This is a genomic window from Terriglobia bacterium (assembly GCA_032252755.1).
Classification (GTDB): Bacteria; Acidobacteriota; Terriglobia; order Terriglobales; family Acidobacteriaceae; genus JAVUPY01.
Window position 1 is genome coordinate 39,935 of sequence record JAVUPY010000029.1, and the last position, 22,535, is coordinate 62,469.

At 53.0% G+C, this 22,535-nt stretch carries 18 protein-coding genes and 1 tRNA gene; 13 read left to right on the forward strand and 6 right to left on the reverse strand.

What is annotated here, in order from left to right; translation table 11 throughout:
- Positions 1 to 180 precede the first annotated feature (180 nt).
- The gene (gene nhaA, locus ROO76_07155; protein ID MDT8067932.1) at positions 181 to 1,476 is read left to right on the forward strand and encodes a Na+/H+ antiporter NhaA; all 1,296 of its coding nucleotides are present in this window, start codon (positions 181 to 183) and stop codon (positions 1,474 to 1,476) included.
- Between the two features lie 121 nt (positions 1,477 to 1,597).
- Positions 1,598 to 1,735 carry an MbcA/ParS/Xre antitoxin family protein gene (locus ROO76_07160; GenBank protein MDT8067933.1) on the forward strand — a complete coding sequence of 46 codons (138 nt, stop codon included), beginning with the start codon at positions 1,598 to 1,600 and terminating at the stop codon, positions 1,733 to 1,735.
- 258 nt (positions 1,736 to 1,993) lie between these two features.
- Here the strand turns inward: ROO76_07160 and ROO76_07165 are convergent, their stop codons facing one another.
- From ROO76_07165 to ROO76_07185, 5 genes are all read right to left on the reverse strand, one after another.
- Positions 1,994 to 4,150 carry a multicopper oxidase domain-containing protein gene (locus ROO76_07165; protein MDT8067934.1) on the reverse strand — a complete coding sequence of 719 codons (2,157 nt, stop codon included), beginning with the start codon at positions 4,148 to 4,150 and terminating at the stop codon, positions 1,994 to 1,996.
- A gap of 908 nt (positions 4,151 to 5,058) precedes the next feature.
- Complete coding sequence (locus ROO76_07170) at positions 5,059 to 6,297, reverse strand: hypothetical protein (GenBank protein MDT8067935.1); 1,239 nt, start codon at positions 6,295 to 6,297, stop codon at positions 5,059 to 5,061.
- Complete coding sequence (locus ROO76_07175) at positions 6,294 to 7,760, reverse strand: restriction endonuclease subunit S (protein MDT8067936.1); 1,467 nt, start codon at positions 7,758 to 7,760, stop codon at positions 6,294 to 6,296. Before ROO76_07175 ends, ROO76_07170 begins: the two co-directional genes overlap by 4 nt.
- Entirely contained in the window at positions 7,757 to 9,256 is a 1,500-nt protein-coding gene (locus ROO76_07180) for a class I SAM-dependent DNA methyltransferase (protein ID MDT8067937.1), read from the reverse strand. The genes ROO76_07175 and ROO76_07180 overlap by 4 nt, the downstream gene beginning before the upstream one ends.
- Entirely contained in the window at positions 9,253 to 11,961 is a 2,709-nt protein-coding gene (locus ROO76_07185) for a type I restriction-modification enzyme R subunit C-terminal domain-containing protein (GenBank protein ID MDT8067938.1), read from the reverse strand. The genes ROO76_07180 and ROO76_07185 overlap by 4 nt, the downstream gene beginning before the upstream one ends.
- A 435-nt stretch (positions 11,962 to 12,396) precedes the next feature.
- Here ROO76_07185 and ROO76_07190 point away from each other — a divergent pair, with 435 nt between their 5' ends.
- The 7 genes from ROO76_07190 to ROO76_07220 all read left to right on the forward strand — a co-directional run bounded on the left by ROO76_07190 (position 12,397) and on the right by ROO76_07220 (position 18,376).
- Positions 12,397 to 13,599: a hypothetical protein gene (locus tag ROO76_07190; GenBank protein MDT8067939.1), complete on the forward strand. Its 1,203-nt coding sequence runs from the start codon at positions 12,397 to 12,399 to the stop codon at positions 13,597 to 13,599.
- Positions 13,600 to 13,742: 143 nt separating this feature from the next.
- On the forward strand, positions 13,743 to 15,299 hold the full coding sequence (locus ROO76_07195; protein MDT8067940.1) for a hypothetical protein: 1,557 nt from the start codon (positions 13,743 to 13,745) through the stop codon (positions 15,297 to 15,299).
- 71 nt (positions 15,300 to 15,370) lie between these two features.
- Positions 15,371 to 15,937 (forward strand): hypothetical protein, encoded by a 567-nt coding sequence (locus ROO76_07200; protein MDT8067941.1) that lies wholly within the window; start codon positions 15,371 to 15,373, stop codon positions 15,935 to 15,937.
- Positions 15,938 to 15,949: 12 nt separating this feature from the next.
- The gene (locus tag ROO76_07205; GenBank protein MDT8067942.1) at positions 15,950 to 17,116 is read left to right on the forward strand and encodes a hypothetical protein; all 1,167 of its coding nucleotides are present in this window, start codon (positions 15,950 to 15,952) and stop codon (positions 17,114 to 17,116) included.
- 21 nt (positions 17,117 to 17,137) lie between these two features.
- Positions 17,138 to 17,677, forward strand: a complete 540-nt coding sequence (locus tag ROO76_07210) for a hypothetical protein (protein MDT8067943.1) — start codon at positions 17,138 to 17,140, stop codon at positions 17,675 to 17,677.
- A gap of 11 nt (positions 17,678 to 17,688) precedes the next feature.
- Complete coding sequence (locus ROO76_07215; GenBank protein MDT8067944.1) at positions 17,689 to 18,192, forward strand: hypothetical protein; 504 nt, start codon at positions 17,689 to 17,691, stop codon at positions 18,190 to 18,192.
- A 74-nt stretch (positions 18,193 to 18,266) separates the two neighbouring features.
- Positions 18,267 to 18,376: transfer RNA gene (locus ROO76_07220), tRNA-OTHER, on the forward strand.
- Between the two features lie 1,028 nt (positions 18,377 to 19,404).
- Here ROO76_07220 and ROO76_07225 read toward each other — a convergent pair.
- The gene (locus ROO76_07225) at positions 19,405 to 20,379 is read right to left on the reverse strand and encodes an SEC-C domain-containing protein (protein MDT8067945.1); all 975 of its coding nucleotides are present in this window, start codon (positions 20,377 to 20,379) and stop codon (positions 19,405 to 19,407) included.
- Between the two features lie 224 nt (positions 20,380 to 20,603).
- Here ROO76_07225 and ROO76_07230 point away from each other — a divergent pair, with 224 nt between their 5' ends.
- The 4 genes from ROO76_07230 (at position 20,604) to ROO76_07245 (ending at position 22,427) form a co-directional block, all read left to right on the forward strand.
- Positions 20,604 to 20,984, forward strand: a complete 381-nt coding sequence (locus ROO76_07230) for a hypothetical protein (protein MDT8067946.1) — start codon at positions 20,604 to 20,606, stop codon at positions 20,982 to 20,984.
- A gap of 282 nt (positions 20,985 to 21,266) precedes the next feature.
- On the forward strand, positions 21,267 to 21,593 hold the full coding sequence (locus tag ROO76_07235; protein MDT8067947.1) for a helix-turn-helix transcriptional regulator: 327 nt from the start codon (positions 21,267 to 21,269) through the stop codon (positions 21,591 to 21,593).
- Positions 21,559 to 22,059, forward strand: a complete 501-nt coding sequence (locus tag ROO76_07240) for a hypothetical protein (GenBank protein MDT8067948.1) — start codon at positions 21,559 to 21,561, stop codon at positions 22,057 to 22,059. Before ROO76_07235 ends, ROO76_07240 begins: the two co-directional genes overlap by 35 nt.
- A 131-nt stretch (positions 22,060 to 22,190) precedes the next feature.
- Positions 22,191 to 22,427: a hypothetical protein gene (locus ROO76_07245; protein ID MDT8067949.1), complete on the forward strand. Its 237-nt coding sequence runs from the start codon at positions 22,191 to 22,193 to the stop codon at positions 22,425 to 22,427.
- Positions 22,428 to 22,535: the final 108 nt, after the last annotated feature.

Here is a 22,535-nt window from a genome sequence, read left to right on the forward strand (position 1 = left end):
AGTGCTGGTGTTCCGGTTTCTATCTGATTGCGGCGTCAGGGTGCGATAATCTGTGCCGATGCCGCCTGTCTCAAACTAGCTATGTCAACCTTTTTCAACGTCGTCATTTAAGACGGAGCAAATATGCAAGTTCCGGCCCGCAGTCGAGGCTCAACACTCGCAAAAGCGGATACGTCATTCTTGACGAAGAGAGTTCTTCTGCCCGCGCAACGGTACTTCCTTACGGAAATCACCAGTGGGCTATTGCTGTTGCTCGCCGCTGTAACGGCACTAATCTGGGCCAACTCTCCGGCTGCCGATTCGTACGGGCGATTCTGGACGACGCAGGTATCTATTCACTTTGGAACATTCTCTCTCGAGCACACGTTGCGTGAATGGATTAATGACGCCTTCATGGTCGTCTTTTTCTTTGTAGTGGGACTCGAGATCAAGCGTGAGTTCCTGCACGGCGAATTGTCTGGATGGAAGCGCGCAGCACTGCCCATCATCTGTGCGTTCGGCGGAATGATCGTTCCTGCGCTTTTGTACCTGTTGTTTAACAGTGGTACACAAACCCTCCATGGGTGGGGAATACCCATGGCCACCGACATTGCTTTTTCGCTCGGCATTGTGTCTCTTGCTGGAAACCGGCTGCCCACATCTGCGCGTATCTTCCTGCTCGCCCTCGCTACGGTGGATGATCTCGGTGCAATTCTAGTGATTGCAGTCTTCTACTCAGATCATCTCAGCCTCATTCCGTTGATATGGTTCGCCTTTGCAATTGCGATGATCCTGGTAATGCGACGTCTTGGAGTGCGCTCAACCGCATCGTACGTTCCGCTTGGAGTGCTGTGCTGGTTCGCGGTGTTGAATTCAGGCGTGCACGCGACCGTTGCGGGTGTGGTGCTCGGCCTGCTCACACCAACAGAGCCTATCCATGATAAGCGTTCCTTCAGCGCCTTGGCGGGTGGACTCGTCAATGGTATTCAGAATTCGGTCGACGGAGCGGACAATGACTCCGCGGAAGCCATGCTCGGAAGACTCGGACAACTTGTGACAGAGACTGAGGCACCCTCGGACTACCTGGTGAGAATGCTGCATCCGTGGACTGCTTACGTCATTCTGCCGTTCTTCGCCCTGGCGAATGCTGGCCTCACCTTTAATTTCGCCGTCCTCAGGAACGCACTGTTCAGCCCGGTGACCATTGGCGTTTTCGTGGGGTTGTTTGTGGGGAAATCCCTGGGAATAGCCGGTTTCGCTTACATCGCAACTCGGTTGCGAGTCGCGACCCTCATGCCGCACCTCACGTGGATTCAGGTCGTCGGCCTGGCAATGCTCGGTGGTGTTGGCTTCACAATCTCTCTTTTCATTTCCGACTTGGCGTTCTCGGAACAGTCGATTATAGATATGGCGAAAATCGGAGTTTTCGCTGCGTCGCTTCTATCGGGTGTTCTGGGATTCCTTCTGCTTAGATTCAGGAAACCAGCGGTTTCTTGAACAATTCGTCGCTGCAGGAGAGGAAGTGCAATTTCTCAGCTGTCTTCGTGTACATCCAGGAAGACTTCGCTTTGGGGCCGAAGAAAGGATTTCTAAAAAGCCCTCATAGCATGTATTTGATTTGAGAGTAGCAACCGACTGGTTGAATTCGCCGAACACGGTCCTTAAGGACCTGAAGCCAATCGAGTTGTTGGAGACCTTGGGCATCCAGCAGGTTGAGACCATACTTCGCCGCATTGGCTGCGGGGTTTACAGCTAGCGTCCGGATAAGCACGCTCCTTAGCCCGGCAGTCTGTTCCTTCGATCACTTCCGAATAGCCGACCATCCGGACACAATTGGTGTTCGTACGGGATAGAGAAGCGCGTTTAGAAGTACCAATCCCGACTGACAAAACGATGACTTCCGGATTGCTCGTCATCCATAAAGAATCCAGCATCAATGGCTTGGTGGAGAATAGGTTGGGGCGACGGCTGGGAGCGGCGGAGGCCGCTCCCGTGATGTACTCGACTCTCCGATCTAGAGAACGACCAGTGGCCGCATCATGTCGTGTTCCTCGTGCTCCAAGATGTGACAGTGGTAGACATACTCAGCCCCGGTGATCCCGTATTCGTTCTGCAGTCTCGGGCTGGGAGGTACGGCGAAGCTAACGGACGGCAATGCGAACTTCATGATCACCGTCGTCACCTCGCCCGGGTTCATGCGAACCGTTTCCTTCCACCCTCTCTCGAACATCGGCGGAGGCACAGGGGCACCGGTCAGGTTCGGAGTCCCGTCATAGGTGTTCAGCTTGAATGGCTGGCGCGAGATGATCTGCACATTCACCAAGTGGAAGTGGATTGGATGAGTGTCGCCAGTGAGATTCGCGAATTCCCAAACCTCCGTGCTTCCCGCCGTCGGTGTCTCGGTAGGCGTGTCCATGTAGAACCTGGCGAAGGTCCCGGGATAGAGCGGAACATTCGTGCCAATCCGCTGAATCAGGCGGCCCCAATCGTCAAACTCCTCATTGAGTGTCAGTTGCCTGACCGGGACTCCCGGCGGTGGCGTGGTTACTCCAGGAGGCACCAGGAGCGCGTCATTGCCGAGGGTAAGATCGGTTGCATGGCTGATGTTGAGTAGCGGGTCCACGCTGGTGGCTGGAACGACTTTGAAGCGCATGATGACACGCGTGTTCGGTCCTTCGCCAGCGGTGGTTATGCCATTGACTGGGTTGTTTCTAACGTTCCAACCGGGGAAGAAATCGGTGCCTGCGTCGCCGTCCGGGAACGGCGCCGGCGCATCGGTGTAAAGGATGATCTGCTGTCCCACGTGTTTTGAAAAATCAAAAAGCATATCGACCCGTTCAGCAGGTGCCAGCAGGAGGGACCCACCCGTCGCAGTGCCGTTGAATGGGGTATTACTGGCTACGAACGCCGGCCGTGGGAGGAAGCCGCCCTCGGCTCCGAGAACGAGAAAGTTACTCGTGGGAGCGCCATGGGGGTTAGCGGCGGCGGCGTTCAAAGCCGCCTTGTTTTGAGGTTTCCCCCTCTTGTCGAGCGTGATGCCATTCGGGCTTCCATCGTCGATGTACATTTGCAGGTTGAGGAACCGGGAACTGCAGGCATTCAAGACGCGGAACCGATACCTGCGAGCTTCTACCTCAACTTCCGGATACACCGTGCCGTTTGCCAGCATCGTGTCGCCGAAAAATTCCGGAACAGCAGATGGGTCGGGCAAAGGGAAGATGGGATTCGATCCCAGGTCGGCGGGATCATACACATGGGCGTACCAGAGAGACCCCGTCGTGCTCGGACAGTAGTTGGGCCAGGTCGGATCGACATCGAAAATGTAGTTTGGCGAAAGGGGGTTGCCATTCACGAAGACCTTGTCTTGAACAATGATCGGCAACTCGTAACCGCCGTTCTCGACAAAATCAGACAGGCCCTGGTTGCGTAGATTGCCTTCGAAGCCGTCGCGAATAAGGTAGGCGCTCGCGATACCCGCATAGGCATTCAGGCGAGTGGTTTCGTGAGCGTGGTCGTGGTACCACAACATGCGCGCGCTCTGCTGGTTGGGATAATAGTATTCGGCTTGTCCCGCCTGTATCGCCGGGTTCAGCAATTCGTAGAAGCTGAGCGGCACACTGGGGCCGTAATTGCCTTGGGGATCGAACCATGAGAACGGTCCCCCATCACTGATCCATGGAACAAATCCTCCGTGCAAGTGAGTTGAGGTTTTGTTCTTCGAAGAAGCGGCGTCCGGAAAAAACGCGCTAACGTCAACCGGCAGGATGTGCTGGTTGGGAAGAGTGTTGGTGAAAGTCATCTGGATAGGCACGTCCTTGTTGGCCACGACAATGCCGCCCAGATGGCGCTTAGGATAGCCGCCTTCGCCAAGCGCTACCGAGGGGCTGTAGCCCCAGAGGGAAGTGGGGCCAAGGTTCGGGTGCAGCGTGTCATGGAAATCACCAATATTGAAAGAGTAGTGAGCGGCACCCGTGACAGGCGAAAATCCGTCAGGGAGAGCCACCGGTATCCCGCCCGGACCGACGCCTCGTAGTTGTTGCGAAAAAAGCGTCAGTCCAAGCCCTGAGCTCTGGTTGAAACCCCAGGGTCGCTTTGTGCCGAGTGCCCCATAGATCGCTGCGGCAGTCCCGGCCATTGCAGTCGTTTGCAGGAATTCTCGTCTAGTTGCCATGTCTTATCCGGCACATCGTGTCCTTGCCGGACCTCCAATGGGCAGAAGCACCCAGATCAGGAAGTTGGTGGTACACACATCGGGGACACTTCGGACGTGCGCACTGAAGAAATTTGTTCGAATCGGGTTTTCTGTCTGGGAGATCGGGAAGGGTGTTCTTAAGTTCTTTTCCTTGTCCTGCTCAAGGACGACCCAGGCTTTGAGCAGATTTCCAGACTTGCTGCTCCTGGCGGGAAGACGAGCGTAACCCCACAACCATAGAAGCATCCAACGAAGAAATCCAACGACGTTCTGACACCCTGCGAAACGCCGCTATGTCATGTCAGAAAACATGGCGCAGTGTGGCGCAGCGTACGTCTGGTTACTTACGGCATGCCATGATGTAAGTCACTGATGGATGTGATCGTCGAACCAACGGCGATCAATTTTGTGCAGCTAGTCCGATGCGCCCAGGCAGTGCCCCAGCCTTTACTACAACACGGCGTCTACCAATGATGAAAAGATCTCGCACTGCAAGATCAAGGGAGGTCATTATGATGTCGAACTCGCTATCTCGTTCCATGTGAACCTACGACGCAGCGGCATAGAGCCATCGCTACCGTGGGCCATGACGCTGTAATCTCGCCGCCGACCGCGATGTACTGCTGCTCGGCGTCTTTCCGGTCGACGGCCTTGCTACTGAATTATAAGGATTGGTGCCGAAGAAGGGATTCGAGCCTACGCATTCCAGCTAAGTTCTTGGCGTGCGAGGAATTATCTGTATCTGATTGATAGATTGGTACTTGCTGGACTTTCTCTAAAGTCTATTCGTTCTCTCGGTTCTCGACAGAGCTCTTTGGACATAGACACCAAATAGACACCAAGGGAGTAATCAGCGCCACTTTTTCGCGGTCGCGGCCACTGCGGGCTCACTTGGAAGATTTCGGTAGGTGGAAACAGAGGATACTCAGTCTTATTGGCACACCCTTATCACCAGGCAGGTGGAAGGTGTAGTCAAACCATGAATCATCCTTCTTCCCATTGAGTTTCACAAAACATAGGTGACCTGGTGTATCCACTTCAATAGCTTTCAGAGGAGCGGACATTTCCTTCGTATCCATGAAATAGACGATTGCGGTCTTCGAATCTCGCCACGTCAGATAAGACAGAATCTGGTCGATTGTTTCGAGGTGCTTTTTTGAGCCACCCCAAAACTTGCACTCTGCAACAAAGATGTTGCTTTTCTCATATCGGATCAATATGTCGGTCTTGCCAGTCTTGTTAAATGTCTCTCCCGTCGTCGAATACTCGAATTGCGGTTCAAGCTGGAGGATCAGATGGTCTCTGAGCGACTCCTCGTCCTTCCCTGCATACGTCCTGGGTAGTCGCTCAAATACCTTCCCGGTGTCATGTATCACCTTCAAAATATCCTGATAGATATTCTCTTCAAGGGTAGGATCGGGACTCTTTGCTGGCGAGCCTGATGGCGCTGGCTTACTAACAATCTGTTTCCTAGCAGCTGGAACGGCAAACGTACTCGGGATACCTGAAGCTTTTCTTATCGGGACGCCCAATTTGGAAAGAGTGTGAGATCTCTTTAATAGCTCTTCTTTTCGAGTTCCAAACAGATTCCGTGCTTCTTTCTGCAATCCCGCATTGAATGCGCGGATGTTTGAGGCCAGATTTTCATATTGTTGCCTAATCGTTCCTAATCTCGAATCCGCTTCTCGCTTGATACGATCGGCATCGTTGTAGAAATCGACAATATCGAAACAGACTGCTCCGTTCTCAAGTGAGACGGGATAAGTCATGAGCACGCGAGGGTTTGGAATGCAACGCAAAAGCCCCAGGTCGCCCGTTACAGGCAAGTGATATTTGATTACTGGTTTGGGATACGACTTGCCCTCATACACGTTGAAATCAAAAGGAAAATGTTCGGCAGGAATCATTTCCTCATGGACGCTCACCTCGATGTGGTCAAAATGCAACTCGAGGGGATCAATCGAATATTTCGACACTAAGTGTTCGATGTACTTGGATTCATCGACGTTCACAATAAAGGTTTCATCCTCATTGCGAATTGTTTGTCTTAGTTCTTCGAGCCGTCCACGAGAATAAGAATCAAAATCGTGTTCGAAGAAGATCTTGAAGGTTCCGTATCGGTTCATATCCTGTTATTTTTACGATTTGCGGCTTTGGTCTGCCTCTCCGCCCTTATCCTCTCCAACAACACCGATGCCGGTTCGTAATCTCGCCCCTCGCGTCTTGCCAGTTCGGCTTCGGTGGACACCAATTCACCTCGAAATGCCTTCGCGAGTACGGCTTGTGTCAGGTTCTCGGCCCGGGCAGTTGCAGCAGCAACTCGCTTCTCGATGGCATCAGCAAGTTTGAAGAGTGCCTCGACCCGGCGGACGATTTCGTCTTGCTCTTCGAAGGGAGGCAATGCGAACGGTTGGGCTTTGACTTTGGCCCCCGATATACCCTGTTGTCCGGCGGAAGAAACAGCCCCATCGGTAATCCGCTCTCGTGCGCCGGTAGAGCCGAAGAAGATTTCGGCATAAGACGGTAACACGAGCCCATGACCGAATCGCACTCGCATGAGTTTATCGGGGTACAACAACTCGCCACCTAGGTTACGCACCTGTCCGCATACGCCGAGGAGGTCCAAGCTGCCGTTATAGCGTGTAAATAGAAGATCTCCTTCTCGAAGTCCGTATTCAGAAAACTTTTCCTTTGCCCGCAAATAGCGTCGATCTTCGAGACTGACGCTACCTGAGCGAACGGCACTTATGCGAAGAATTGGTCTCCCTGGAGGCTCTATCTCGGGCTTTGTCGAAATGCCATTCTTGAGTTCGCTCAATATCGACCCGAAGGTGATCCAAATCCAGGAATCCGGTATCTCTGTCGGACCATCGATTTTCTTCAGGTCCAGTTTCTGATTAAGGTCAACATCCGGATGCTGCACTCTCCACTCTTCCGTCAGCTTCCCCGAACACGCCGCCGCCAAAACCGATTGACGAAAGTTTGCTAGAAGCTGTTTTGCTCGGCCAAGGTGATTTAGAGGTGATTTGGTCCTGGACGTCACCTCTTCTAGTGCTCTCGAGATGCGCCGCTGCTCTTCATACGGAGCAAATATGAACGGTATCTCCTTAGCTTTAGCACCGGAGATTTCAAGAAAAGTCGTGCCGCTACCCAGTTCTTGAAGATCATCGCGTTTATATTTCAACCAGAAATAGCAGTATTCCGGAACAATGCCGTTTGGTAGAACGAAGCTCTTAAATCCTTGACTCGTTGCAATCGGGTTCGCGGCAATCGCAACGTATCCGATTGGGGCGCGACTCGACATCAGCACTGTTCCCGGTGGCATTGCCGTTGCGCCGCAGGATCGAAAGCCCTTTTCCGACAGCCCTCGTCTACCTCTCTTGATGTACATCCCCTCAAATCCGCTCAAGTCGGCAGGTGTTAGCCACGGTTGGCCATCTTCAGAAAAGTTGTCTGAAACTGACGTCTTTGGAGTTCCACCCCCAACAACATGCGAAACCTCGCCAATTTCGGCGGCAGCCCAACCCTCCGGCAAATCCGATTCGGCGGTGATTTCCTCTTCGCGCAGTAGTTGTGCCTTGGTGCTCATGCCTTTTTGCCTGTCGCTGCAGGTTTAGCCGATTTGCCGTTCCCGTTCCCATTCGACTCCAGCATCGCCACGATCGCGTTCAACTCCTCGACCGCGGCTTTAAGCTCCGCGATCGCATCCGTCGCGAGTTCCTGCGGCTCAATATCCGGATCAAATTCGTCGAGCGACTCATCCTTCAGCCATTTCAGTCCGTCGATCTTGTAATCGCGCTCCTTCACTTCCGCGATAGAGAACGACCGCCACCGATCTTCCTTAGAGTCGCTCGCTTTCCGTTTCGATCGCCCATTCGGATCGCCGCCAAAACACTTTTCGAATTCCGCAAAGTGCTCTTTCGTAAGCGGCCGGTCCTTCTTCGTGATCCGCGGCACGTTGCTTCGAGCGTCGTACACCCACACCGTTTCGGTCGGCGCACCTTTAGTGAAGAAAATCACGTTCGTTTTGGTACCGGGACTGTACGGGCTGAACGTGCCGTTCGGCAGCCGCAGCACCGTATGGAGCACGCAGTCCTTCATCAGGATCTCGAACACTTCTCCCGCCTGATCCGCGAAGAGGCAGTTGTCAGGCACCACGACGGCCGCGCGCCCTCCCTGCTTGAGAATCGTCAGCACATGCTGCAGAAAGTTGAGCTGCTTGTTCGAGGTCTCAATCGTGAAATCATCCCGGTCCGGAACTTGGTTGGCACCCTTCGTCCCGAACGGGGGATTGGTCAACACCACGTCGAACCGCTGCGAGTCAGGAACTTCGTAAATAGAATCGCCACCTTTGATGACTGGCTCAAGCCCATGCAGGTATAGGTTCATCAGCGCGAGCCTCTTCGGCCGGGCGACCAACTCCTGCCCGTAATAAGTTCCCTTCTTGATCCTTTTTGCGAGCTCGCGGTCGAGCGCCCCGCCCTTCGTCTCCCCGATGAACCATTCATATGCAGAGACCAAAAACCCGCCGCTCCCGCATGCCGGGTCGGAGATCGTAAATTCCTTGTGGCTCCTCGGGTCCGGCTTCACGCACCGCACGATCGACTGAATAAGGATGCGCGGCGTGAAGTACTGCCCCGCGCCCTTCTTCCCTTCACTCGCAGCCTTTTCCAGGAGCCCCTCAAATGCGGCTGCCTTCACGTCCACACCAAGCTGCGTCCATTCGGTCTCGTCGATGACGCCGAGCAGGGCCTTGAGGTTCACGGGATTGTTGAACCGCGACAACGCTCCTGCGAAAATCTCGCCCAGCAGCCCTTTCTGCTTTCCCAATGCCTGGAGAACCGAGACATAGTGCTCAGTCAGCGCCGTGCCCGACTTCGATTCGAGCGTTGGCCACGAGCAATCGCACTCGACCTCTCTGCCGTTCCCGGCCACGTACTTCGTTTTCGAAAGGTCGATCCCGCGCTCATCGGCCATCTTCAAAAAGAGAAGGTAGGTGAGCTGCTCTATGTAATCACCGTAATCGATCCCGTCATGCCGAAGGGTATGACAGAAGCCCCACAGTTTCCCGACAACATCGCTCATATCGCAATAGCCTGATTAAAAGAATGGATAAGCTGCGGCAATTGGCCTGAGAAGACCCCGTTTGCCCGTCCCCACCCGCCAAAGCGCGTGAAGATCGGCAGGCTGTCAAAGTCCTCTTCATCAATGGACAGGTTCACGACGAGGTGCGTCTGTATGCGCTCCAGCCACTGCTGCTGTTCCGGCGTGAACGTTCTGCCTGACGTTACTGTAGCAAACGCGCGCTCGACCCGTTCGTTCGCGGTGAGCAGGGGACTTTGCTTGTCGGCGGCGTGCTTCACCATCGAGATGATGTCGGCGAGAGCCTTGTGATACTGGATCTCGTGCGCTTTCTGCAGGTTCTCAAGCGTGAATCGCTGCGGCGCTGCCCTTAGCTTGTCTCTAAGTTCCCCGATAGCAGCCGGACTCCAGTTCTCTGGACTCTGCTGCAAAATCCTGATCGCTTCAATGTGGTCCGGGTTCTCCTCGACGAATCGGGCAAACGCCGTGAGGTAATCTTCGGGCTTGTATTCCTTCCCATCCGCGCCGCGTGCCAGCCATTCCGATCTGACTGCATCCTTGTTTTCGTACGCGATAACGAAGGTGCGCTTGGCGCGGATGTAGTTCACCAGAAGATCTTGGAACTTCGGATCTCTCAGAAGCTTCATGGCTCCCGCGAAGTTCCGCTTCAGGTCCCCAGGCAAATCCTTTGCATACGCCCCGAGATCCCCGTCGGCAACCCAGGCCGCAAACTGTTCCCGCGCCTCTCCCGACATCTCCTTGTTGATGCGCTGCAGGCGCTTCACCAGGCACCGGACGTTGTAGTCGCGATCATGGTTCTGCCAGATGTCCTCGATGACCTCGGCAATCGTCCGGGCCTCTTTCTCAAGGGGCTCCGCGGTGATGTCGGTCGCGTTCCTGAAATACTCGAAGAGAGACCCGCCGAAACAATCAAAGACCGTGAAATGCGACTTGTCCGGGAACTTATCACCCCTGCGGGTTCCTCGCCCCAGCATCTGCTCGAACAGGATGCGCGACTTCACCGGACGGAGGAATACGATGAATTCGAGATCAGGGATGTCTACGCCGGTGGAGAGCATGTCGACCGTGACCACAATCCCGGGCTCCGGCCGGTTCCGGAACTCCCGGATTCGCTGCAGGGGCCGGTCCACGGTTTTCGATCCTGTGATCTTCTGCACATATGAATCGCCCCGCCCATATACGTCCCTGGCGGTCTCGACCAATTGGTCGGCGTGCGAAGTGTGCGGCAGATCGTTTGCCGCGAAGATTAGCGTCTTCGGCAGACGTCCGTAGATCGCTTCGTGTTCCAGCGCGTACTTCTTCACTTCCTCGAGGATCTTGCGGTTGGAGTCGGGGGAGGTGACCTTCTCCTCGATCTCGGTGGTATCGAACTGCCGCTCGTCTTCCAGGAGATCAAGCTGTTTCGTGCCGGTCTCCGCATTGACGATGCCAACTTCCTCGCCCTCCTTGAGAAATACGCCCTTCATCCGGACGTCAGATGAGACCGCCACGACGTCGTAGGGCACGAGGAAGTCTTCCAGAACCGCGCGCTCGTACTCATACCGGAACACGACATCCTTAAAGAAAGAGGTTGTGTGCGATGCCGGGGTCGCGGTGAGGCCTACCTTGATCGCATCGAAGTGTTCCAGCGTCTGCCGCCAGACGGCCACTTGCTTTGCGGTGTACCCGCGGTGGCATTCGTCGGCGATGACGAGGTCGAAGGCATGGATCGGGATGTTCTTGATCTCGTCAGCATCCTCATCCGGAGCTTCGTCCTTGTCTCCGAGTACCGTCTCCCGCCCGAAAAGGTTGATAGCCATCCGCTGGATGGTCGAGACGTACACGAACGCGTCGCCCGGCTTCGGCGCGGTGAGGTATGAATTCGGCAGGACTGTGGGATCGAATTTTTCGTCCTCACCGAAATCCTCTTTTTGGAATTTCTGGCTATATACCTGGTAGATCTTATTGAACTTAAGTCCGGGCTCCGGTTCGAATGATGCGAACGTCCGCACCGCCTGCGCCGCAAGCGCCCGCCGGTCGACGAGAAAGAGGATGCGTTTCGCGACGCCCGACTTCATCAACCGGTAGATCTCGTTCACGGTCATGAAGGTCTTGCCGGTGCCGGTCGCCATGGCGACGAGCATGTGTCGCTTTCGCTCTTCGATTGCATTTTCTATTGCGGTGTTCGCTTCGACTTGGTACGGCCGCGCCAGGATTCGCCGGTGATCGTTCGGCATCGCCCGGAGCACTGCAACTGATGCATCAAAATCCCGCTCCACGAATTCGGTGAGGGCATCGGGCGTGTGGAACTTCTTGATCTCTCGCGAGCGGCTCAGCTCGTTCCGAATGTCGTGGTACCAGATCACCTCGCCGTTGGTGGAAAAGAGAAACGGTACGCGGTAGCCGCGGAAATCGAAGGGGCCCGCCATGAGGCCCCGAGAGTACCGTTCTGCCTGGGTTAGCACGTTCTGCGGTCCGAGGCTCAGTTTCTTCGCCTCGACAATGCCCACGATGCGTCCGCCCATGCACAGGGCGTAGTCCGCAGGCCCCGCCTCAGTCGGATACTCTTCGATGGCGCAGCGTTCATATTTCGCAAGTGGCCGCTCCGCGTCGAATTTGGCGACAGTCCAGCCTGCCGCCTTCAACTTGGCGTCGATGATCTGCTTGCGAGTGACGTATTCGGATTTGGCCGGAGAGGTTTTGAACATCCCTGCAAAGCCGTTACCAGATTAGGGGAGAGAGCGAAGGTGAAGTTTAGCAGCAATCCAAGCGAGAACCCTAGCGGATTCTGCGTCTTGCAACTAGCTCCCATCCTAGCCCGAAAAACGAAATCCCGCAAAAGCCATACCACACAGCCGTTTCCAGCCCTTGCTTTTTCTCGAAGAATGCCCAAGATGGAGAAAGTGGCTTTCTCTAGCGCTCATTCAAGGTTCCGTGTTCGGAACACGGAACACCCCCGAGAATTCATCCCACCCCCCGCCTGTCCTGTGTTATAAGCGATTTTTCTCCCCCCAATAGCTCGAACCCCGCGCCCGGCACGATTTTCGTACGCACGAACTGGTGCGCGAATAAGAACTTCTATGGATTCCTCTGCCCAATTGCACACTGATCAATTACCCGCCGAAAACGTAACGGAGGAAATAATGCGGCATCTGCCAATTGGTTCCCTTTGGCGCAAATGGGATCTGCATTTTCATACACCATCCTCATTCGATTATGCCGATAAGAGCATCACCGATGAAAAGATCATAGACACGCTTGTAGAAGCTGGGATCGAGGTGGTTGCTGTCACCGACCATCACGTGATCGACATTGCGCGAATTTCAAATCTCAGCACCATCGCTGCTGGCAGGATCTCAATTTTGCCCGGTATCGAATTCCGTACTGAGTTGGGCGGCAAACAGAAAGTCCATTTGATCGGCATATTTCCGGAGAATGCAAAGCTGAAAGACATTTGGACGACGGTTCAAGGAAAGCTCGAACTCACTACTGGTCACATTGAGAAGAAGGGTGGCGACGAAAGTGTGTACGTCAACTTTCGGGAAGCGGCCGACGTTATTCATGATTTGGGCGGGATCGTATCCGTCCACGCCGGGACGAAGTCGAATACCATAGAAACAATTGGCAATAAGGAACTTTTTAAACAGCGACTCAAGAAAGATCTAATCCGAGATTACATAGACCTGTATGAAATTGGGAAAGCATCAGACGTTACGGACTATGAAGCTAAAGTATTCCCTAATATTGGTAAGCACATTCCGCTTGTCATTTGCTCAGATAACCACGACATAAAGAATTACGCCCTCAAGGCATCATGCTGGATCAAGGGGGACCCGTGTTTCTGCTCCTTCCAGCAGATCAAGAGCGACCCGAATCGTGTTTTTATTGGAGACCTGCCTCCCGCAGTTGATCGAATCAAAAAGAATCCGACAAAGTACATCAAAGCAGTCCAATACAAAAAGCTTCCTGGCTCACCTTTGCCTGAGGAGTGGTTTTCAGGAACCGTGCAGATCAACCCGGGCTTGGTTGGAATCATTGGTAACAAGGGTAGTGGCAAAACGGCTCTAGCCGAAACAATTGGCTTGCTCGGTAACTGCGAACTGGAGAAGCATTTCTCATTTCTTAATGAGGCAAAGTTTAGGCAACCGAAAGGCAGCAAGGCCAAGCACTTCCAGGCTTCATTGGTTTGGGCAAATGATCACCAAGATATAAAGCTTCTGAGCGACTCTACCAATTCCTCCAACCCGGCCTCCATTTCATATATTCCCCAGAACTATCTAGAAACGATCTGCAATGAGGTGGTAAATCTGCCTGGCAGTCGTTTGATCTCGAGCTTAAGTCAGTAATCTTCTCCCATGTATCCGAGGCAAAAAGACTCGGCGCTGACTCTCTGGATCAGTTACTTGAATTCAAAACGCTGCCCGTCCTCAACAGGCTTGACCAACTCCGCACTGAACTGAGTGAAATCAATTCTGAAATTGCGACTCTAATGGAATTGAGTTCCGACGAGCAGCGCCAGCTCCTGCTAAATTTGGTTGCTTCAAAAGAAAGGGAATTGGCAGCTCACGACAAGAACAAACCGGAGGAGAAGAAGAAGCCAGACACAGACCCAGCGCAAAAAGCGCAAATGGACGCGATTTCGCAAGAGATCACCCAGAAGAACAGTCAACGGGATCAATTGCTAAAGCAATCCAAAGACGCAGAGGCGAAAAAGCGAGCTGCCACCCTGCGGGCGGCGATTGCTGATCGTGTACTCTCGAGCTTAACGAACTTTGAAGCACAGCATACAGCCTTTCTGGCTAGTGTCGCGAACGATTGTGCGGAATTGGAAATTGATCCAAGGACCCTCGTCACAATCGATGTACATAAGGATTTCATCGAGGTGATTTCCAAAAACGCAAAGAAACTTGCGGAAGATCAAAATGCGATCGTGGCCGACCTCCTAAACCAGCAATTCGGTCTCAAACAAGCCGTCCAGGACCTCTCGAACAAACTCGATGCGTCAAATGGCGCCTTTCAAGCATACGTCGAGGCTCTGCGCGAGTGGCAAGAAACAAGAGATGCGATTCTCGGAACGGACGAGACTCCAGATAGCCTTAAGTACTTCGAAAAGAAGATAGTCGATCTGGATTCTCTGCCAACTAAACTCTCCGCCGCCCAACAGAATCGCGAAACGAAAGTACAGGAGATATTTGCACAGATATCTACCATGATCTCGGCCTACAAGGAACTCTACGAACCCGTACAAAACTTCATAACCAACCACCCGCTTGCAAAAGACAAGTTCAAGCTTGAATTTGATGCCCGCATAATTCCAATGGAGCTAAATCGACTCTTGGAGAAAGTTAATCAGGGGCGCAAGGGATCATTCTGCGGAGTGGAAGAAGGAAAGCTCAGGCTGAAGCAGCTTTCAGATGCTGCAGATTTTGGAACCGCGGATGGAGTGGTAAAGTTTGTAGACGCCCTGTTCGATCACTTCCAATACGACTACAGGTTTTCCCCCAAGACCGTTGCCGTGGTTCGGGACCAGCTTAAGGCGGGAAATGAAGTTGTTGACCTCCTGAATGCAATCTATGATTTGAAATACCTTTCACCCCGATATCAACTTCGCTGGTCGGGCAAAGACCTGGATGAATTGTCGCCAGGGGAAAAAGGCACCCTTCTCCTAATTTTCTATCTACTGATCGATAAGAGGGATATTCCCCTGATCATCGACCAGCCTGAAGAGAACTTAGACAATCAAACCGTATATAAGATTCTCGTACCTTGCCTAAGAGAGGCGCGAAAGAAGCGCCAAGTCGTAATAGTCACTCACAACCCGAATCTTGCAATCGTCTGCGATGCCGATCAAATTATTCACTGCGCTATAGATAAAACTCAGAAGAACCGCATCACTTACACGACAGGCGCAATCGAAAATGAGACCTTAAACCACCTCATCGTGGATGTCCTCGAAGGAACTCGTCCAGCATTTGACCATCGCGACGCAAAATACCAGGAGGACGAAGACGCTCTAGGAGCAGCGCATACGGCTGGGACAATTTGAAGAAGTTCATCCTTTCGATGCAAAGTCTGTCAGATCTAAGCTGACGTTGGTAAAAGCACAGGGAGTATACGATGCCCCTCGTTTTCCAATACGGATCAAACTGCGATGCCAACCGATTGAACGCGTCAAACCGCCTCCAAGGCGATGCCACCGACTGCGGACAGGCCGAGACGATTGAAGAATTCGAAATCGCGTTCGACGTCTTCAGCCAATTCAATGGCTGCGCCGCAAGCGACCTGATTGCCGTTCCAGGCACGGGCCGCCGCGCTCGGGGCGTCCTGTACGACATTCCCGCCGACCTCATTCGAGGTAAACGTCGTGACGGACGTAAGACGCTGACGCAGATTGAAGGTCCACGCTACGAAGAACACCGCATTCAAGTTCGTAATTCGGCAGGGAAAGAGGTTGAAGCCGTAACATTCCTAGTGAAGAAGGACGATCGACGAACCGGGCTATGGACCAGTGCCGAGTATGTCGGCCACATCGTCACTGGGCTCCGAGCTAACGACGTCGCGGAGGAATACATTCAGCGTGTGATTGAGACCGCGATTCGAACGAATGGCGAATCCACCGAAAGCGCTGCCGAACAAACGCAACTTATTGAACAACTTCGAAGTGCCGGGCAACTAAGCCTTTAAGGATTACCTAATATGCCAAAAACACAACAAGCTACCGCCATGGATCTGAAGGAACAAATCGCCAATTTCAAGAAATGGCTCGAGAGTCACGGCGGTGATTCCGGCGAATGGCAGGAGGGAAGAAAGGAACGACTAGCCTGGTATCGCGAACATCTGACACAACCTCGGATAGAAAAGCTCACCGAAGCGGAGTTTGCAACTCTCATCAAAAGTCTTTGGGCCGTAAATATTTGGCACAACAAGGACTATAAGGTCGAAAAACTCATCTCTGATAACGGTCTCGACAAGATTAGGGTCGCGTTGAAGGACCTTCTGTTTGGAGCCTCTCCTATTCAGGATCGATGGGATGCTTTCAGGGGAAAGATCAAGGGTCTCGGGCCTTCCTCGTTAAGTGAGATCCTGACATTCTTCGACCCTCAACAGTACTCGCTCGTAAATTTGAAGCCATACGAGGTTCTTCCGCGAATTGGATACTCACTAGATTCTGTGTCCGATGGGAAGAGCTATCAGCAGGCTACCGACGAAATTGGGAAAGTGAAAACTCTACTGGTTGAGAATGGTCTGAAGGATGCCGACTTCCTGATCGCAGATTTCTTCATCGCGTACCTTTTCTATCAGGTGTTTCATCTTGAGGGCAAGCGAAGCACCGAACCTGTCGTCGCGCCTGCGCCGAAGGCGAGTGAAACGCCGGAATCTAATAGCGACAACATCTCGATTGCATCTCACGAGTCAGCCGAGGCGATCCTTTTGATGCTCGGCAACCTACTCGGGTATGACACGTACACACCCGATGCTAGCCGGACGTATGACGGGCAGAAGCTCGGGCAAATCGCTACTCTCGACGATCTGCCCGCATTCTCAAGCGAAAAGGTCATGGATTCCGTTCGGAACATCGACGTTGTCTGGCTTAAGGATGAATGGCCGGAATACTTCTTTGAAGTGGAGCACACGACCGGAGTTACGTCGGGGCTACTTCGCATCTATCAGGCGCATAAGCTGAGCACCAAGTTTTTTATCATCGGTCCAGCCGATGTTCTGAAGAAATATGAGAAGGAGGTTCAGAAATCGCCTTTCGCGTCTATCCAGCACAAGTACCGCTTTCGCTCGTATGACGAACTAAGGCAGATGTACCTGTTGACTTCACGTTATCGGAAGATGTCTGACGAATTTCTCGGCTAGGTCCCTGACTACATTCTTCATATGACCAAAGAGGAACGGTACGTCGTAAATCCACTGGTTCGCTGGCTCAAGTGCCAGAAGGCAACGTGGCAAGTGTATAAGCCGTCGTATGGTACCTCGGCAACCGGCTGGGACATCGAAGCCAGGCGGAAGAATCAGGACTTACTCATTGAGGCCAAATACATTGATGGCGCATTTCTCGCCTCGTTCACCGGATTGGTCACTGCATCATTGGCAAACCGGCGGCAGCACTTCATGATCCAGAAGTACCGGAGCTGGTGCCACCATGTGTGCTGGGCAATCGGCAGCGACCGACCACAGAATGACATCTTTCAAATCCTGTTTGACTACATAGCGCGAAACCCAAAGTTCTGGAAACACTACGCTGAAGACGTTCGGATGAAGTACGTATTCTTCGTGCGAAGTGGGAGAGTTAGCAGGATTCCTTTCTCGCTCGTTCTGCACCTTGCGGAGCGCTACGCGCCTGAGGCCTCAAACAAAACACTTTTGGAACGGCGCAAAGTCGCTGGACACTTGATTCGCAACTTTCGCTTTTCCTGACCTACCTGCGTATGGATAAATCCGACTACATCCGACTCCGCGACCGGTTCACTCCCGAGAATCCAACTGTGATCTTCATTCTCGAATCCCCGCCCGCATCGGGATTGTATTTCTACAACCCCGATGGCAAGACGACGGAGCCGCTATTCAAAGCAATGATGAAAGATGTTCTCGGGAAATTCCCAAGCACGAAAGAGGAGGGTCTGCAGGACTTCGCAGCCAAAGGCTACCTCATCATCGACGCGACCTACACACCGGTGAACAACCTCGGCGACCCCGAAGCCGACGCGATCATCGTCCGCGACTTCCTTCAGCTCCTGGAAGAGTTGCGCGCACACGCGCAACCCAGCACGAAGATAGTTCTCGTCAAAACTAACATCTGCAGACTGCTCGAAAAACGATTGGATGAAGAAGGTTTCAGGGTCCTCAACGGGGGCGTCACCATCCCGTTTCCCAGCACCGGCCAACAATCGAAGTTCAGAGAAAAGATCCAGAGAGTGCTCTGGGATACCTGATCCTCACGTACGACCTTTCGTGATGACTTTCGTCATCTTCCGCGGGATAGCAGGAGAAGATTACTATCATCAACGGCGGTATGGCGGAATTGGCAGACGCGACGGCTTCTGGAGCAATCGAGTGTCTCGGTTTCTCCACAAGCCGTTGCCTTCGGGCGTGAGGGTTCGATCCCCTCTACCGCTACAAAACGTATCAATCCCGCGCACGTCCTCGGTCCGGACTGCCGGAATCTCGGCAGCGCCCAAGAAATCGACCACCAGCGTCCCCCGCAAGGAACGCCCCCCAAAACCATATTCCCAAACGAAAACCCGCAAAATCCGCGACCCAATCCTCATGACAAATTCGAGACCTGGCACACCCGCCAGGTCTCGAATTCTGCCTCTTCAAAAATCCTAGGATTGTAAGCTTTCCAGCAAAACTCATTTTTCCGGAGTGTGCGCTCGGTTAGGGCAATTCACCTGCCAACTATTTATTTTTATTTTTGCTTTCTCCAGGTGCCTCGCCACGGAATAATAAGTATGAGAGAAAAGATCCATAGAACGCTCGGCTTGCTAGTCTCCTCACTATTTCATGTTCCACCAAACTTTCACGTTATCTCTGCGCCGGAATGCGGGGGTAGTCACAGGCTCCAGCTGTTCACTACGCCCTACAAGTCGCGATCTACTAGTTACTGCTGGCCAGACTTGGCCATTTCGCAAGGTGGAGAAATTCGCCTCATCCTTGAAATAGAGGAAGCGGCGGTAACTCCCGCCAAGATCGGGAGCAAACTGTTACCAGTGTCGCCATCCAGATACCTGTGCTGCGAAGGGACCGACCAGAATCAGTTCCCAATCAGCTCCGGGATAACACTCATTCAGGTGGTCAATATAGCTTCATTGAAACCCGCGACACGAAAGATGGTTCAATACGAAAATCTGGAAGCGGATATTCGACGGCTCTTGCCCATTGGCTGTGTCGCTCAATATTTCCTATTCCCTATTCTCGCGGCTAATGCTCTGCCAGTTGAAACGGAGAAGTACAACAATTTACTAAATGCGATCGATCGCATATTGGTTTGAGGGAAGGAGCTCAGGACCCAAAGAAGCCGCCCAAAGAGCGGCTTTTCTGCTATCGAAATGAGTCGTAGGATTGTAACCTTTCTACATCTACACATCTCAATCCGAATTGCGGTTTAAGTCTACAATCAAACTTGTGGAAATTTCTCCGCTGGATCAACCTGACATCGACAGCCCTGGATATGCCTTAGCAAGTTCGTCGATAGACGAGGAAATTGTCGTGCGCTGATCGGACAACGAAGTCCTGCAATTCTTAACGAGGGCTTCTTCTTCTTGGCTGAGTTTCAAATTAAGGAACGAAGCGGTGTTCCCAAAAAACACATAAGGTATCAGTTGCAGATACGACCAAAACCCAGCGACGTCAGTCGAACTGAATAATCCGTAATTTGATACAAAAGTGGCCTGGTTATGGATCCCGTGCTCCTTAATGAATTGGATGAGGAAGGGGTTATAACAAGTTTCAACGTCGGTAGCGTGCGTGGCCGCACAAGCTGCCCGATAAATCGTCACATAGAGCTTTCCTACCCCGAAGTCGCTGGCGAGTTTTTCGAGTGTTTTGCCAGTCCAGGCCCTATTTCCCCCTAATTGTTTTGACTCTTCTGCTAGTACATTGGCTACGTGTGCGATTCTCTTATCACCGAGAGCGACCATACGGTTCGTCCAAGTGGCATCCTCTTTTTTGTAGAATGCGCGGTAGCTCTTGACTCGTGTCTCAGTATCTTTTTCAAGAATGTGCGCCTGATACAAATAGGTTTCAAAGAAAGTTCGCACTTGGCCGATGGCGGGCCCCACAGAACCAGCTTCAATTAACGCTCGGATTGCGAAGAGTTGGTCTATACCTTTCGCATGAAAACCCAAAACCACACCTCTGGGATCCCATGGGTCCACTTCCTGCTTATCCATAGAAGCCATGCCGTCGTGGAAGATTTTGATTCCGAATCTGAGAGGCATTACGGCAGCCTCGGAGCACCACTTTAGAACGGCCTTCGTCTCAGGCGCGAGAGTTCCGTATATCCTCTTTTCCAGTTCGAAAGGGGATTTCAACATCACCCGCTCGACTGGAGAACCGTGACAGCGCTTGTATTTCAATCCACTTCCGCATGGGCACTTTTGATTCGGACCGATCTTCATGGCAGTCACCTCGCTATGGAAACTCTCAAGGGACCATCAAAATAAATCACCGTTGCCGGGGGGCCTGTCTGTGCGTCGTAGAGATCATCTTACACAAAGGCCACTTTCCAGCAGTCTTGGTTTTCGTTGCCCAGATGTGCCAGGGGGCCAATTCAGCAAAAGGGTAGAAAGAAGTGAATCCTAGAACTTCTTGCGCCTGGCAGAGCAGCTGGGATAATTACGCTGTGATCAATAAGAGGATAGCCGTCGAGATCGCCATCGCCGCCGCGAAGAACTGCATTCACGTCTTCGAAGAGAAATATCCTACCGACGATCGGCCGCTCAAAGCACTAGAAGCGGCAGAAACATGGCTCGCCGATCCGACGAATGCAAACCACCAAGAAATTGAAATGATCGAGGTCAGAGTGTGGCGATCGAGGGACTGGGAGGGGAGGGCGCGATCCGCCGCCGAAGCCTGCGCCAGCGCCGCTAGGGCGCTCCGCCATCCGCAGACTTCGGCCATGGACGCGATTTGCTGCGAGAGCTGTGCCAACGGAATCGAATTCAACGAAGACTACGGAAGATGCTTTCTCTGGCACCTCATCAGAAGTTCCAACCGCACCTGACGCAAGGTTTGCCATCATTCAAAGACAGCCTTAATCCATGCTTCACGTAGTCACAGTTATCCTTATGATCATGAGCATTTAATGATCACTATGCGGCCCAGGATTCCAATCGAAAATCAATGCCACCCAGTTCTTGAGTTACTCCGAGCAGCGCGCCGCCCGTCCGGGCGGCTTTTCTTTATTTTGCGTTTATCTACTCGCAACCCATTCTTCATTTCGCACTCCACCGAAGTTTTTGGCTCTGCATTTGTCTCGTCCGACGTTCTAAGCTGAACGTGGAGCATGAAACAAACACCCGCCCAACAACAACTCAACGGTTTGTGGATCGCCAGGAAGAGAGCGGGCCTGGAACAAAAGGTCGTGGCGCGGCTGCTTGAACAGAAGAGCACGTCGCAGGTCTCTGAGTACGAGCGCGGCAGACTTCTGCCAAATCTCCGGACGGCATTGAAACTTGCCGTGATTTACAAGACTCCGGTCTGTGAGCTCTATCGAGAGCTCTACGACCGGGCGAAAGATGATGTCAATCGCGCAGGGTACAGGGTGCAAATTCCCAATACTCGCCCTAATCCATTCTATGTCTACTCGCAGCGTGCGCATTTTGGCGATTGATCCCGGCCTGCAATACCTGGGAGTTGCGATCCTCGAAGGTGAAGAACTCTTGTGGTATGGCGTGAAGACGTTCCCGAAGGTCACATGCCCGCTCGACCTCTGCTGCCAAGTCCGCCGATTTCTCACAAACCTCGCCGCAACCTACTCACCCTCAGTCGTCGCAATCGAATCGCCGTTCTATCCCCAGGCGGTCGGAAACGAGGAACTGAACAAGCTAACCGCAGCGCTCATTAGTTGGGCAAAGTGGAAAGGACTGAAAGTCGTCACCTCCACCCCGCCTGAGGTGAAGGCGTTCTTCTGCCGGGATCAGAAGACAAAACAATCGTTGGCCGAAGCGATGATCTCGCGCTATCCATTCCTTGCGCGCTACTTGAGTCCGCTGCCGTGGAGACGTCGCTATTGGTTCTACGTCTTCGACGCGGTCGGTCTCGGCCTCATGTGTGTCCGCAAAATGGCTCGTTCTTAGTTCTCTCCCCGAACGGATTCCTTCCCGTCCATATATAAGGAACGCACTATCACCGGAGTTCCGCGGGCATAAGGCATCCTGGAGGGTTCGGGGAGAGAGGTGATCGCGAGCCAACACTAACGCCCAGGAACATGCTCCCGAGATACCTCATCATCATTCGAGGAAATACGCTCTGCGGCATCACCGAAGAGGCCCTGCACTATACCTATTTCCTGCTCGGCCGCGCCCTTGCCCAACATCGAATGGAGGGCAGAAATGGCGAGTACGAGGCCTTCGCCATCGGCGTCCTCGCCCTCCTACAGAAATATCGTCACCTCTACACCACAATGCCCGAGGCCCCCGATCCGGAGCCCGGCCAGTCACTCTAAAGCTGGATTCGGGAGCGTTACACGGTTGGAACAGGGTGGGTCCGAGGCTTACAAATTGGCTTAACCACGCGACGCGAATTTGAATGGACGCAATTTCAGGTGTGTATT